14 protein-coding genes are annotated in these 13889 nt (G+C 65.2%); 9 read left to right on the top strand and 5 right to left on the bottom strand.

The annotated features are described in order from the left end of the window. Window positions 1–184: 184 nt before the first annotated feature. The 4 genes from AC07OZ_RS27315 to AC07OZ_RS27300 all read right to left on the bottom strand — a co-directional run bounded on the left by AC07OZ_RS27315 (window position 185) and on the right by AC07OZ_RS27300 (window position 2933). On the bottom strand, window positions 185–1225 hold the full coding sequence (locus AC07OZ_RS27315) for a glycosyltransferase (RefSeq protein WP_495470178.1): 1041 nt from the start codon (window positions 1223–1225) through the stop codon (window positions 185–187). Window positions 1226–1253: 28 nt separating this feature from the next. Next, entirely contained in the window at window positions 1254–1790 is a 537-nt protein-coding gene (flhC, locus tag AC07OZ_RS27310) for a flagellar transcriptional regulator FlhC (RefSeq protein ID WP_088403400.1), read from the bottom strand. Window positions 1791–1865: 75 nt separating this feature from the next. Beyond that, entirely contained in the window at window positions 1866–2192 is a 327-nt protein-coding gene (flhD, locus tag AC07OZ_RS27305) for a flagellar transcriptional regulator FlhD (protein WP_067276165.1), read from the bottom strand. Between the two features lie 249 nt (window positions 2193–2441). After that, window positions 2442–2933, bottom strand: a complete 492-nt coding sequence (locus tag AC07OZ_RS27300) for a tetratricopeptide repeat protein (RefSeq protein ID WP_495470177.1) — start codon at window positions 2931–2933, stop codon at window positions 2442–2444. A 655-nt stretch (window positions 2934–3588) separates the two neighbouring features. On the opposite strand from AC07OZ_RS27300, the gene AC07OZ_RS27295 reads away from it, so the two are divergent. From AC07OZ_RS27295 to AC07OZ_RS27265, 7 genes are all read left to right on the top strand, one after another. Beyond that, complete coding sequence (locus AC07OZ_RS27295; RefSeq protein WP_495470176.1) at window positions 3589–4428, top strand: flagellin N-terminal helical domain-containing protein; 840 nt, start codon at window positions 3589–3591, stop codon at window positions 4426–4428. Between the two features lie 461 nt (window positions 4429–4889). After that, entirely contained in the window at window positions 4890–5732 is an 843-nt protein-coding gene (locus AC07OZ_RS27290; protein WP_495470175.1) for a flagellin N-terminal helical domain-containing protein, read from the top strand. Between the two features lie 326 nt (window positions 5733–6058). Next, a complete protein-coding gene (locus AC07OZ_RS27285) occupies window positions 6059–6928 on the top strand; it encodes a flagellin N-terminal helical domain-containing protein (protein WP_495470174.1) in 870 nt (289 codons plus the stop codon). Window positions 6929–7092: 164 nt separating this feature from the next. Beyond that, entirely contained in the window at window positions 7093–8562 is a 1470-nt protein-coding gene (gene fliD, locus AC07OZ_RS27280) for a flagellar filament capping protein FliD (protein ID WP_495470173.1), read from the top strand. 212 nt (window positions 8563–8774) lie between these two features. Further along, window positions 8775–9209 carry a flagellar export chaperone FliS gene (gene fliS / locus AC07OZ_RS27275; protein ID WP_431263284.1) on the top strand — a complete coding sequence of 145 codons (435 nt, stop codon included), beginning with the start codon at window positions 8775–8777 and terminating at the stop codon, window positions 9207–9209. 110 nt (window positions 9210–9319) lie between these two features. Continuing rightward, window positions 9320–9619: a flagellar protein FliT gene (locus AC07OZ_RS27270; RefSeq protein WP_088403911.1), complete on the top strand. Its 300-nt coding sequence runs from the start codon at window positions 9320–9322 to the stop codon at window positions 9617–9619. A gap of 162 nt (window positions 9620–9781) precedes the next feature. Continuing rightward, window positions 9782–10519: a flagellar brake protein gene (locus AC07OZ_RS27265; protein ID WP_495470172.1), complete on the top strand. Its 738-nt coding sequence runs from the start codon at window positions 9782–9784 to the stop codon at window positions 10517–10519. Window positions 10520–10603: 84 nt separating this feature from the next. On the opposite strand, the gene fliE is transcribed toward AC07OZ_RS27265, so the two are convergent. Continuing rightward, window positions 10604–10924: a flagellar hook-basal body complex protein FliE gene (gene fliE / locus AC07OZ_RS27260; protein ID WP_495470171.1), complete on the bottom strand. Its 321-nt coding sequence runs from the start codon at window positions 10922–10924 to the stop codon at window positions 10604–10606. A 163-nt stretch (window positions 10925–11087) separates the two neighbouring features. Here fliE and fliF point away from each other — a divergent pair, with 163 nt between their 5' ends. Beyond that, entirely contained in the window at window positions 11088–12812 is a 1725-nt protein-coding gene (fliF, locus tag AC07OZ_RS27255) for a flagellar basal-body MS-ring/collar protein FliF (protein ID WP_495470170.1), read from the top strand. A 47-nt stretch (window positions 12813–12859) separates the two neighbouring features. Continuing rightward, a complete protein-coding gene (gene fliG / locus AC07OZ_RS27250) occupies window positions 12860–13855 on the top strand; it encodes a flagellar motor switch protein FliG (RefSeq protein ID WP_495470169.1) in 996 nt (331 codons plus the stop codon). Window positions 13856–13889: the final 34 nt, after the last annotated feature.

The raw sequence follows: 13889 nt of genomic DNA, 5'->3' as shown, positions 1-13889 counted from the left end.
CGGCTCCTGGGTGTTGGGTGCTGATGTCGTTTCGTTTCAGCGTGAGACGAACTGTAGAGATCACGACACGTCAGCAACATCAGGTCGCTTCCATCTCCGGGTTAGGGAGCGCGCCGACGCGCTTGTCAGATGAATTCCTACAAGATGCCAGATCAGCGCCATCCCGGCGCTGCTTTTTGAGGGATCACCGCGCCTCGCGCAATGTCCTCGCCTCCTCTGGACGCCCGGTGGCGTCCAGGACCAAGGCAAGGTTGTAGGCCGCCAGGCGGCTGCCCCGCCCCTCGACCGCGCCAGGCTGGTCCGGCCGCTCACCGATCTCGAGGCAGCGACGCCAGGCGTCTTCGATCATCGGGATCAAGGTATCCGCCTGCTGCGGCTCGTCCGCCGCCCAGTCCAGCAGCAGATCACCCAGCGCAAAGAAGAAGTCCGGCGAATCCGCGCATCCGTGCAATTGCGTTTCGGCGAAGACCATCCCCTCGGCATGGCGCTTGAGCGACTTCAGGCCGAAGAGTCTTCTCGCGACCAGATCGTTCCACCATGAGGGCAATACGGCCAAGGCGTTCAAGCGGTGGACTGCATTCGCGAACGCTGCCTCCGCATCCGCGAAGCGGTCGTACACCGAAAAGTCCTTGCCCAACTGATACCAGAGGTACGGATTGCCAGGATCCTCATCGACCGCCGCGCGCAGCAACTGCTCATTGCGTCCCTGCTTCACGTGAAGCCGTTCGGGCAGATAGCCGTCGTGCGCGACGTGGATATCAAGCGATCGAACGGGCAGTTCATGCAAGGGCTGTTCGTGGATGCGGCCGGCGTAGCGGACATGCCCCGGCAGCACCCGGCTGAGGCGCGATTGCGCAGTGCCGCCCTCGAAGTGGTCCTGAAGCGCGATCGTGCCGACGAAGTCGGGGGCGGTGGTGCGCAGTGCTTCGAGTTCCGCACCACTGCCCTCCCCGATCAGCCATTCATCGGCGTCGAGCACGATGTGCCAGTCGGCGCCTGCCGCCTCGAGCGCGGCGTTGCGCGCGGCGGCGAAATCGTCGATCCAGGGGAAATGCGCGACCCGGGCGCCCCCGGCTTCAGCCAGTCGGACGGTGTCGTCGGTGGACCCGGTGTCCATCACCAGCAGATCGTCCACGAACGGACGAACGCTGGCCAGCAACCTCGAGATCGTCGCCGCTTCATTGCGGACGATGACGACCAGGCAACTGCGCCAGCGGGTAGACATTCGAGGGAGGCGTCCTGACTCGAAGGACTCAATGCATCTGGATGCCGCCGGCCGCCTTGCCCTTGCCGGCGCGTGCCGGGGGGTTGCACAGGCCGCAGACGTAATGCTTGGCGACCTCGTGCGGGTGGGTCACGAAGTGGCCGCCGCACTTGCTGCACTTGGTCATCGTCAGCATGCCGTTGTCCACGAACTTCACCAGGCGCCAGGCACGGGTGACCGACAGCAGCTGCTCCAGGTTCTGCGCAGCGGTCTGCTCCTGGTACAGCTGATAGGCCTTGATGACGACGTCGATCTCGTCCATCTCGGCGACCTTGTTCAGGTACTCGTGGATGTTCAGGAACAGACTGGCGTGGATGTTGGGCTGCCAGGTCATGAACCAGTCCGTCGAGAACGGCAGCTGACCCTTGCTCGGGCTCTTGCCCGAGACTTCCTTGTACAGGCGCAGCAGACGCTCGTAGCTCAGGTCCGTTTCCGATTCCAGCACTTGCAGGCGCGCGCCCAGCTTGATCAACGTCACGGCGCGATCGATCTGCTTGGCTTCGGTCAGGATGGACTTGGTGCGCATGGGGTGCTCCGGTGGCGTTCGGATGTTCTCGGGCGGCAAATTCTCTGCCTGGGGCAGTTGCCTGAATCTTCTGGGTCAGGCAGCGGCTTCCTGGTGCCTGCCGGCCATCAGGATGGAGGCATGCAGACGGGACACGCTGTCGTTGGCGGCCGGCTTGCCGTGCGAGGTCAGCAGGCCCCACACCAGGTCGTCGTCCATGCGGAAGCGGCACAGCAGCGTGTTGCCGGAAGCCATCTTCATCATCTGCGCCGGGCTCAGCGTATTCAGCAGCGTCGCGGTCTCTTCCGAGATACCCAGGCGGTACAGCGCTTGTTCCCGGTCCGTACGGATCAGGCTCTGAGCCAGCATCAGGTACGACAGGTTGGCTTCGCGGATCTCGGCAAGGATCTGGTCGCTGTTCATCTGGTGGCTCCTGGTGGGTGGCGTTGCTGCGATGGAATGAATTCTGAAGAAACACCCATTCGCGCAACATCAGGCTGGCGCCAGAGACAGGCTAGGGAGCGGGACGACCGCCTTGTCAGCCTGATTCCTACACGTTGACAGGGCCCAAAGAGAAAACCGCCGGACGAAACCCGTGGTTGCGGGCTCGGCGGCGGTTTTTCAGGGAGACAGCCTGTCAGGCCATCTCGGCGGCGACGGATCGTCGACCGCTCAGGCGGCTTGCAGGCGCAGCAGTTCGGAGTCGACGATCGCCATCAGTTCCGGCGAATCGCGGCGCAGCATCTCGAGCGCCTGGCCTTCATTGAGGATGCTCAACACCTCGATGGCCGCCTTCACCTCGCCCAGACCCGACAGCGCGAAGCCGAGGGTGTAGAGGGAAGGCGCATGCTGCGGCGACAGCTCGACCGCACGATGCGCATACAGCGCGGCGTCGCTCAGTTGGCCCGCGGCCAGCAGCAGCGCGCCGACGTCGGACAGCAGGTCGACGCTCATCGGCGCCATTTCCAGCGCGTTGTAGAGCAGCGCGACCCCGTCGCCGATGCGCCCCTGCGCGGCCTGCGCATAGGCGGCGTTGCGCGCCTGGGCCAGCAGCAGGCGAGCCTCGCTGGATCCCGGGCGGATCTTTCCGTGAAATTGTTCATCGATCGACGCGTCGATCATCGACACGGTGGACCGTGCCTCGGTTTGCGCTTGCAGTGGCATAGACCTCTCCATGGTCGTTGGGACTCGTCGATCGAGTCCGGTCTCTAGCCGAGACCGGTCCCGGCGAAGGTGGCGGATGCGGCGATCCCGCCTGTCGGCATCGCCAGGAAGCACTTTAGGGGGCCACCCCCGTGATCGAGCACACGAAAAGCGCTGGAACTCCCCCTCAATCCTGGCTCATTCAGGCCGTAGTTACCCCCATGTCCGTCGCCAGACCGACACCCGGGCACGAGTCCGGGTCGAAGTCAAACGACAAACAACACGTTGCAAGGCCTGCTTATCCACGGATCACAAGTCTTGACAAATTGCCCTCAAGTTCTAAGGAGAGGGGCCCGATAACCAACTCAACGGGGCTGCTGAATGCAGCGACAGGCAAGCAAAGACAAGCAGTCTTGCTGGCAGGTCGAAGCAGGCAGGCGGCACGTGGTCCGGTTAGAAGGCCTGACGTTCTTGGCTTCCGATGAGGGGTGGGACGGCAACGGTTGACTAGCGTCGGACTGGGACCGAACCGGGAAATGGCCCGGGCGGTTCAGCAGGAGCATCCGAGATCCTCGGCCGGTTCGCCTCACGGCGGGCCGGAGGATCGGAGGACTCAGGCGCTCATGTGTGGTTCGGCGCTTTTGCCGGTATTTACGTATAGCTGTTAGGAGCAATCATGGCCCAAGTCATCAACACCAACCTGCTGTCGCTCAACGCCCAGCGCAACACCAGCACCAGCGCCACCTCGTTGGCCACGTCGATGCAACGCCTGTCTTCGGGTCTGCGCGTCAACTCCGCCAAGGACGACGCTGCCGGCCTGGCGATCGCCGACCGCATGAACTCGCAAGTCCGCGGCATGAACGTCGCCCAGCGCAACGCCAACGACGGCATCTCCCTGGCGCAGACCGCTGAAGGCGCGCTGTCCAAGGTGGGCGACTCGCTGCAACGCATGCGTGAACTGGCGGTCCAGGCTCGCAACGCGACCAACACGACCACCGACCTGGACTCGATCGGTCAGGAATATGCCCAGCTGGGTTCTGAAATCCAGCGCGTCCTGGGCGGCACGACCTTCAACGGCCGCGCCATCCTGGCCGGCGACTCCGGCACGCAGACCTTCCAGATCGGCGCCAACACGACGACCAACGACTCGGTCGACGTCACGACGACCAACATGACCACCGACACGACCATCACCGGCGTGACGAGCGGCGCGATCACCAACGCCTCCTCGACCAGCGACCTGGCCACCGTGATCGACAACATCGACTCGGCGATCAAGACGGTCTCGGGCGAACGTTCGAAGCTGGGTGCCTCGCAGAACCGTTTCGACGCGATCGTGTCGAACCTGCAGATCTCGGTCGAGAACCAGACCGCTGCCCGCAGCCGGATCATGGATGCCGACTTCGCTTCGGAAACCGCCAACCTGAGCCGTGCGCAGATCCTGCAACAGGCCGGCAACGCGATGATTGCGCAGGCCAACCAGGCGCCCCAGCAAGTGCTGGCCCTGCTGCGCTGATAGACGGAAGAGAAGGAAGAGGTCACCCGCCGACGCTCACACGTCAGCGGGTGCCAGGACCCTCGAAGGGGACGCGGTCCCCTTCTCTTTCCCCATCGCTCCGGTGGTGGTGGTGAAAGAGAAGTCAGCGAGCGAGGGTGGGGCCGGAATGGGGCTTGGGGTTCGCGGACGCGAGGCCCCATGCCCCGTGGAGAGCCCGCGCCAGGCCTCTCGAAGGCTGTCTTCAACAAGGCGCGCCGCAAGCGCACGCCCAGTGGCTCCCCGCCACTCCATCACGGCCGTCAAGGGCCGTTACACGCTTTCTTTTGAAGAAGGCCTCAAGTCCATTCCTACGCGGCCCGATAACTGCATCAACGGGTCCGCAATTCAACAGCATGGGCCGCGTGGTCCGGCTCAGTCGGACGATTATTCAACCGTCCGCCGAGACCGCAGAAGGTCTTTGAAATTTAAAGGAATGGATCATGGCTCAGATCATCAACACCAACCTGCAATCGCTCAACGCCCAGCGCAACCTGTCGTCCTCGCAGTCGTCGCTGTCGATCTCGATGCAGCGCCTGTCCTCGGGGATGCGCGTCAACTCCGCCAAGGATGACGCCGCCGGCCTGGCGATCGCCGAGCGCATGAACGCCCAGGTCCGTGGCATGAACGTCGCGGTGCGCAATGCCAACGACGGCATCTCCCTGGCGCAGACCGCTGAAGGCGCGCTGTCCAAGGTGGGCGACTCGCTGCAGCGCATGCGTGAACTGGCGGTGCAGGCGCGCAACGCGACGAACACGACCTCCGACCTGGATTCGATCGGCAAGGAATACGCCCAGCTGGGTCAGGAAATCGGCCGCGTCATCGGCGGCACGACCTTCAACGGCAAGTCCATCCTGGGTGATGACGCCGGCACGCAGACCTTCCAGATCGGTGCCAACACCAGCGCCAACGACTCGGTCGACGTGATCACCAACAACATGACCAATGACGCGACGATCACCGCCGTGACCGGTGGCGTGATCGACAACGCCTCGACGCCTGACACGCTCAAGACCGTCATCGACAACATCGACGCGGCCATCACCACGGTCAGCGGCCAGCGCGCGATCCTGGGCGCCTCGCAGAACCGCTTCGACGCGATCATCTCCAACCTGTCGGTCTCGGTGGAGAACCAGACCGCCGCCCGCAGCCGCATCATGGACGCCGACTTCGCCGCGGAAACCGCCAACCTGAGCCGCGCGCAGATCCTGCAGCAGGCCGGCAACACGATGGTGGCGCAGGCCAACCAGCTGCCGCAGCAGGTGCTGTCGCTGCTGCGCAGCTGATCCCTCTTCTATCGGTCGACTCCTCAAGCACCGGCCTTCGTGGCCGGGCCTCCAAAGGCTCCGCATCGCCCCTCCGGGACCGATGCGGGGCCTTCTTTTATTGGTTTGCTAATGGCGGGTTTTCCGCCCGCTAATCGGCCAATCGGCGTTGATGCACGTTTCGCACAATGGGAACCATCGAGCACGTAGTACCGCTCGACCACCGGTCCAACCGGCAGATCCAAACAATGACTGCGATGGCGCAGCGAGGATCCGCAGGTGAGGTCGGGACCCGACCCACCTAACCGGGATCGCAGCCAGGACAGGATCTCCGCAGGAGTGCATCAATGCCACAGACCATCAACACCAACATTGCCTCGCTGAACGCGCAACGCAATCTGAACTCGTCGCAGTCGTCGCTGGCGACCTCGATGCAGCGCCTGTCGTCGGGCCTGCGGGTGAACTCCGCGAAGGACGACGCCGCCGGACTGGCGATCGCCGAACGCATGAACGCGCAAGCTCGCGGCATGACGGTGGCGATGCGCAACGCCAACGACGGCATCTCGCTGTCGCAGACCGCTGAAGGCGCGCTGGGCAAGGTGGCCGATTCGCTGCAGCGGATGCGCGAACTGGCGATCCAGGCCCGCAACGCGACCAACGCGGACAGCGACAAGGATTCGCTGGACAAGGAATTCGGCGAGCTCGCCAAGGAAATCCAGCGCGTCACCGCGGGGACGACCTTCAACGGCAAGTACATCCTCGGCCAGGACGCGTCGACACCGCAGACCTTCCAGGTCGGCCCGAACACGACGTCCAACGACGAGATCACGGTCACGACGCCGAACATGTCGGAGGACGCGACCATCACCAACGTCGCGGGTCAGGACGCCAACGGCACCGGCCGGGCCGTCATCGACCGCACGGCGGACGCGGCGGCCATCGCCACCGTCGTGGCCAACATCGACACCGCGCTGGACACCGTCAACAGCCAGCGCGCCACGCTCGGCGCGACGCAGAACCGCTTCGACGCCGTGATCTCCAACCTGCAGGTGGCCTACGAGAACCAGACCGCCGCCCGCAGCCGGATCATGGACGCGGACTTCGCGGTGGAAACCTCCAACCTGAGTCGCGCGCAGATCCTGCAGCAGGCCGGCAACGCGATGGTCGCGCAAGCGAACCAGCTGCCGCAGCAGGTGCTGTCGCTGCTCAAGGGCTGATAGAAAAACGCAATCGATTCCCCGGGTCGCCGTCCTAAAGTCGGTGCGAGGGGCGCCGATATGCAGGACAGGGCCTCACGCGGTTCACGCGAGGCCCTGTCGCGCATGGGGTTTCCGCCGAGGGAATCCGGCAACAGTGGCCAGGGTCACAGGGAGTACGAACGATGGCATCCATTACTTCGGCCGGTCTCGGCAGCGGCCTGGACGTCGAGAGCATCGTCACGAAGCTGGTCTCGCTCGAGAAGCAGCCGATCACCGACCTCCAGACGCGCACCGACACGATCAAGACGCAGATCTCCGAATACGGGAAGATCAAGAGCGCCTTCAGCGCGATGCGCGACGCGGCCGCCAAGCTGGCCAATCCCAGTACCTGGGCCGCGCTGACCGCCACCTCCTCCGACACGAGCATGGCGACCGTCATCGCCGGCGCCGGTTCGGGCGCAGGCTCCTATGCGCTGAGCGTCACCAACCTCGCGTCGCCGCAGTCGCTGTCGAGCAAAGCCTTCGCGACCAACGCGACGGTCGGGTCGGGGTCGATGACCATCGAACTGGGCCAATGGAGTTCGGACAGCTCGACCTTCACCAGCAAGAACGGCGCATCGCCGGTGAGCGTCTCCATCTCGGCCACCGACACGCTGTCCAGCATCCGCGACAAGATCAACGGCTCGGGCGCGGGCGTGCTCGCTTCGGTCGTGACCGACGCCAACGGCCAGCGTCTGGTGATCCGTTCCAAGGACACCGGCGAGGCGAACGGCTTCCGCATCACCACCGCCGACGACGACGGCAACGGCTCGGATGCCAGCGGCCTGTCCGCGCTGGCGTATGACCCGACGTCCTCGGTCACGTCGATGACGCAGAACACCGCGGCCAAGAACGCCAACCTCACGGTCAACGGCCTGGCGATCAGTTCTGCCTCGAACAACATCGAAGGCGCGGTGGACGGCCTGACGATCAACCTGCTCAAGGGCGGCACGAAGGACCCGGCGGATTCCACGGGTGCGACCATCATTCCCGCGCAGTCGACCATCACCGTCGGTCAGGACAAGGACAGCGTCAAGAAGGCGATCAACGACTTCGTCACGTCGTACAACAGCCTGATGACCTTGATGCGCAACGACACCAAGTACGACGACGCCAACAAGACCGCGGGCACGCTTCAGGGCGACAGCACCGCGGTCGGCCTGCAGAGCCAATTGCGCAACATCACCGCCTCGGGCAGCAGCCTGGGCGGCCAGTTCGGCCGGCTCTCGGACATCGGTGTGGACATCGGCGCGGACGGCACGATGAAGGTGACGGACACCAAGCTGACCAGCGCGCTGGGCAGCATGAGCGATCTGAAGAACCTGTTCATGGGCGTGGACAAGAACGACGCGAACAACAACGGCCTGGCCACGCGCTGGCGTGCCTTCGCCGACCAGGTGACCGGATTCGACGGCTCGATCACGACCCGGACCACCGGGTTGCAATCGCGCGTGACCGCCAACGGCAAACGCGTCGACGAGCTCAACGACCGCGCCGACGCCTACGAGAAACGCCTGCGCGCGCAGTACACGGCGCTGGACACGCAGATGGCCAAGCTCAACGACCTGCAGAGCTACGTCAACAAGATCACCAGCATGATCAGCAGCGGCTGACGCCGGGATGGCGGCCGCGCCCGGAACTGGGCCGTCGCCACCGCCCTTCTCCGGCGCTTCGAAAAGAGCGCCGACAAGCCTCCTCACGGAGGCTTTCCTTTTTCTTCACGCGAGCAAAATTTCGAGACAAATTCGACACGGGGGAGGCTCAAGTTGGGCCGGCGGGGGCCGAAAACTGATTCAAGCACTACAGCACACCGCAGCGACAAATCATGTACGGCAACTCCTCCCCCTTCGCCTCCCACGGTCAGCGCGCCAGCAGCATGTACAACCGCGTCGGCGTGGAAACGGATGTGATGACGGCCTCGCCGCATCGCCTGGTGAGCCTGCTGCTGGACGGCGCGTTCGATTCGATGACGCAAGCCATCGGCGCGATCCGCTCCGGCAATGTCGAAGTGAAGAACCGCAGCCTGAGCCGCGCGGTCCGCATCCTGGACGAAGGCCTGAAAGCGGCCTTGAATCTGGAATCGGGCGAACTGGCCCTGGACCTGCGCGATCTGTATGCCTACATCTGCACCCGGCTGACTTACGCGAACCTGCGCAGCGACGACGCCGCGATCGAGGAATGCGTGAAGCTGCTGCAGCCGATCAAGGAGGCCTGGGCCAGCATCGCCCCGGCCACCGCCGACCAACGCGCCGCGGCCTGAGCCCCGGCCCCCAAGCCTTTCAGCCTGACGACTTGAGAAGTTCCATGTCCAAGTACACCGCCAAGCCCCAGACCTCCGCCGCCCACGCCGCCCCGACCCCGGACCGCCTCATGAGCACCCAACTGCTGAGCTACTACGAAGCCATCGAACAAGCCAGTGCCGACATGCTGAGCGCCGCCCGCTCGGGCAACTGGGACGAAGTGGTGAAGCTGGAAGGCGCCTGCGTGCTGCTGATCTCGCAACTCAAGCATGCGGCCGCCAGCCAGAACCTGGGCCCGGACGAAGCACAGCTGAAGACGCGCATCATGCAGCGCATCCTGGTCAACGACGCGGAGATCCGCCATCTGGCCGAGCCGTGGCTGGAAGACCTGGACCAGTTGATGAAGGGCAAGTCCAAGACGGTCCACTGATCGTCTTGCCGACCGGCTCCGCGATCCGAGACATCGATCACGCGAGCGGGCTCCGGACTCACGACAGCGCCGCGACCGGCCCCTTGAACGGATGGGGTTGGCGCGGCGTTTGCCTTGGGGATGCGAGAGAATTTTTCCAACGAATCCTGCCGGATATTGGCCTTGAGCGACCTGAAGCTACCCCCGAGTCCCCCCGACGCCGCGGACACCGATTTCCGGATGGACGCGCCCGGCGAGATCATGAACTGGCTGCGCGAACTGCTGCAGTCACAGGCGCGCATCCAGCTGTCGACGCCGGAGGGCGAAGCCATCCACACGGTGCTGCGGGCGCTGGACACGCCGCACGGGATGCTGACGATGGAAGCGCCGCAGGTCGGCGACACGCTCGCGCCGGTGCTGGCGAGCGATGAACTGGTCGCGACCGCCTTCCTGGACAAGATCAAGCTGCAGTTCGACGTCTCCGGGCTGGTGGCCGTCCGCGGCGACGGCGCCGAAGTCCTGCGGTCCCCGGTCCCGCTGCGGCTGTACCGCTTCCAGCGACGTCAGGCCTACCGGGTGGCGTCGGCCGGTCAGCTCTATCCCGCGCTGAAGCTGTCCAACCCGGACCTGCCCCGCATGCGCGTCATGAACGTGAGCGCCGGCGGCATCGCGCTGCAATGGCCGGCCAACGTGGTCCCGGTCCCGCAAGCGGGCGAGGAAATCAGCGGCACGCTGGAACTGGAGCGCGAAGTCAGCTTCTCGACGCTCCTGCGGATCCAGCACATGTCGGACAGCGAGACGGGCGCGCCGCATCATGCCGGCTGCGCCTTCGTCTCCTTGTCGCCCACGGCGGCCCGCGCGCTTCAGATCTTCATCGACCAGGCGCAGAAGCGCGAACGGTTGATGCGCCGCAGCCTCTGAGCCCTCGATTTCAGAATGCAGAAAGCCGCCCGGGAGGCGGCTTTTTCGTTGGCGATGTGACGGAGCGCTCGACGTCCAGGCCGCTCACACCTGCATGTTCATGATTTCCGAATAGGCCGACACCAGCCGGTTGCGCACCTGCAGCGTCGCCTGGAAACCGATCTGTGCCTTCTGCATGGCGACCATGGTCTCTTCGAGGCTGACCGTGGGGTTGTCCAGCTGAACCTCCCTCTGTAGCCGCGACGCCTCGTTCTGCTGCGTGCTGACGGACTTCAACGCCGAGCTCATCGCATCCGCGAAGCTCGTGCCGCCCGTCGCGGCCTTGGCCACCGGCTGACCCTGGGGGGTCAGGCCGGCGCGCGCCACCGCGTTGGCGAAGTCGAAGGGTTTGAGTTTCAGGTCCACGGAACGCATCGTACGGATCCCCGCGCCGTCCATAGCTCTGAACTGGGGGGCCTTCTTCGGCCTGTTCCCACCATTCTTGAGGGCGCCGATCGAAATAATCCAGACCTGTGCCGAGGCGTCCGCCTGGGCACTCCGTTCGACACCAGCCGTACACCGACGCCCCATGGACAACGCCCTGAGCAGCCCCGCCGCCGGACTCCCCGAGGTGCAGCAGACCGCCAAACCGGCCGGCCTGCCCGCCCGCCTGGCGGCGATGCCCACCAAGAGCAAGATGATGCTGGGCGGCGGCGTGGCCGCCCTGCTGGCGGTGATCGTGGCGATGTCGATGATGACGGCCAAGCCGGACTACCGGCCGCTGTTCTCCGGCCTGTCCGACAAGGACGGCGGCGCCGTCATCGCGCAGCTGTCGCAGATGAACGTGCCCTACCGCAATGACCCGGGCGGTGTGATCATGGTGCCGGCCAACCAGGTCTACGACCTGCGCATGAAGCTGGCCTCGGCCGGCCTGCCCAAGGGCGGCGTCGTCGGTTTCGAGCTGATGGACAAGCAGTCCATCGGTCAGACCGCCTTCAACGAGCGGCTGAACTTCCAGCGCGCGCTCGAAGGCGAGCTCACCCGCACCATCACCGCCATGGCCGACGTCGCCGATGCGCGCGTCCATCTGGCCATGCCGCAGCAGAACGGCTTCTTCCGCGAGCAGCAGAAGCCCAGCGCCTCCGTCATGCTGACGCTGCGCGGCGGCCGCACGCTGGACCGCGCCCAGATCGCCGGCATCGTCCACCTGGTGTCCTCGTCGGTGCCGGAACTGAATCCCAAGGCCGTCAGCGTGCTCGACAGCACCGGCGCCCTGCTCTCCCAGAACCCGGACGGCAACGCCATCGGCCTGGACAGCCAGCAGCTGCAATACAAGCAGCAGATCGAAGCCAACCTGAACAAGCGGATCGCCGAGCTGCTCGAGCCCATGGTCGGCCGCGACAACCTGCGCTCGACCGTCACCGCCGACGTCGACTTCAGCCAGGTCGAATCCACCGCCGAGGAATACAAGCCCAATCAAGGCCCGAACACGCAGAGCAGCGTGCGCCGCCTGACCTCGGAAGAACAATCCGGCGGCAGCGCCGGCGTGCCCACCGGCGTGCCCGGCGCGACCACCAACCAGGTGCCGCCGCAGGCAGCCGCGCCGATCAACGGCCAGGCGCAACAACTGCAGCCGGCCGGCCAGTCCGGCGGCACGCAGAACCTGCGCCGCAACAACGACACGCAATTCGAGCTCGACCGCACCGTGCGCGTGACGCGCAACGCGATCGGCCAGATCCGTCGCCTGAACGCCGCCGTCGTCGTCAACCAGAAGACCGTCACCGACAAGAACGGCAAGACCTCCAGCCAGCCGCTGTCCGAGAACGAGATCCAGAAGCTGGACTCGCTGGTCAAGGAGGCGCTGGGCTTCTCGCAGGACCGCGGCGACTCGGTCAAGGTGCTCAGCGCCCCGTTCGTCTCCGACAAGATCGAGAACGCCGACGTGCCGCTGTGGCAGCAACCGTGGCTGCGCGACGTCGCCCGCGACTTCGCCGTGCCCGCCGCCCTGGTGCTGGTGGCGCTGATCGCGGTGTTCGGGCTGGTTCGCCCTGCTCTCAAGGCGGCTTTCCCGCCGCCCGCCGAACAGAAGGACGACACTGCCAGCAACAACGCGCTCAGCGTGGTCGAGGACGAGCAGATTGCCCTCGGCGGTCCGCGCGGCCTGCCGGCCCTCGAGGCGCCGGTGTCCAACGACAAGCTCGAGCGTGCCCGCCTGCTGGCCAAGGAGAACCCGATCGCCGTGGCCAACATCATGCGTGCCTGGGTCAATGGCGAGGAACTGGACACGGCCGCTCCCGCCGGCGGCCGCCGCTGAGCCGCGCCCACAAGAACGCCCCACCGGATCGTTAGCGAGAAATCATCATGGACGACAAAGGCGTAGAAGACGCAGCCATCCTGCTGATGTCGCTGGGCGAGGAAGAAGCCTCCGAGGTCTTCAAGCACCTCGCGCCCAAGGAAGTGCAGAAGCTCGGCGAGACCATCGCCAAGATGAAGGTCGTGCCGCGCGAGCGCGTCGAGCGTGTGCTCGACAAGTTCGACCTCGTCGCCGAGACCCAGAGCACCCTGGTCAGCGACACCGACGAGTACGTGCGTTCGGTGCTGCGCAAGGCGCTGGGCGAGGACAAGGCCAACCTGCTGCTGGACCGGATCCTGCAGGGCTCGGACGTGTCCTCGATCGAATCGCTGAAGTGGATGGACCCGGGTTCGGTCGCGGAGCTGCTGCGCAACGAGCATCCGCAGATCGTCGCCGCCATCCTGTCGCACCTGGACTTCGACCAGAGCAGTTCGGTGCTGCGCGTCTTCACCGAGCGCCAGCGCAATGAGGTGCTGATCCGCATCGCCACGCTGGACGGCATCCAGCCGCTGGCGCTGAAGGACCTCAACGAGGTCATGGGCCAGATCCTGGCCGGCGGCGAACGCATGAAGAAGTCCAACCTGGGCGGCGTCAAGACCGCGGCCGAAATCATCAACATGATGGGCACCAGCGTCGAAGCCTCGGTGCTGGACTACATCCGCGAGGCCGACTCCGACCTGGCGCAGAAGATCATGGACAACATGTTCACGTTCGACGACGTGGACAAGATCGACGACCGCGGCATCCAGGCCATCCTCAAGGAAGTGCAGTCCGAATCGCTCATCGTCGCGCTCAAGGGCGCCGGGCCGGAACTGCGCGAGAAGATCTTCCGCAACATGTCCACACGCGCCGCCGAGACCCTGCGCGAGGACCTGGACTCGCGCGGTCCCGTCCGCCTGTCCGAGGTCGAGGCCGAGCAGAAGGAAATCCTCAAGGTCGTCCGCCGCCTCGTCGACGAGGGTCAGATCGTGCTCGCCGGTGGCGGCGACGACCAGTTCCTGTAATACGCTGGTCGCCCCTTCCGCCGACGGATACCCG

The organism is Roseateles sp. GW821-FHT09G03, from assembly GCF_059416045.1.
The sequence above is the reverse complement of the archived record's forward strand: the minus strand, read 5'-3'. Positions and strand labels throughout refer to the sequence as shown.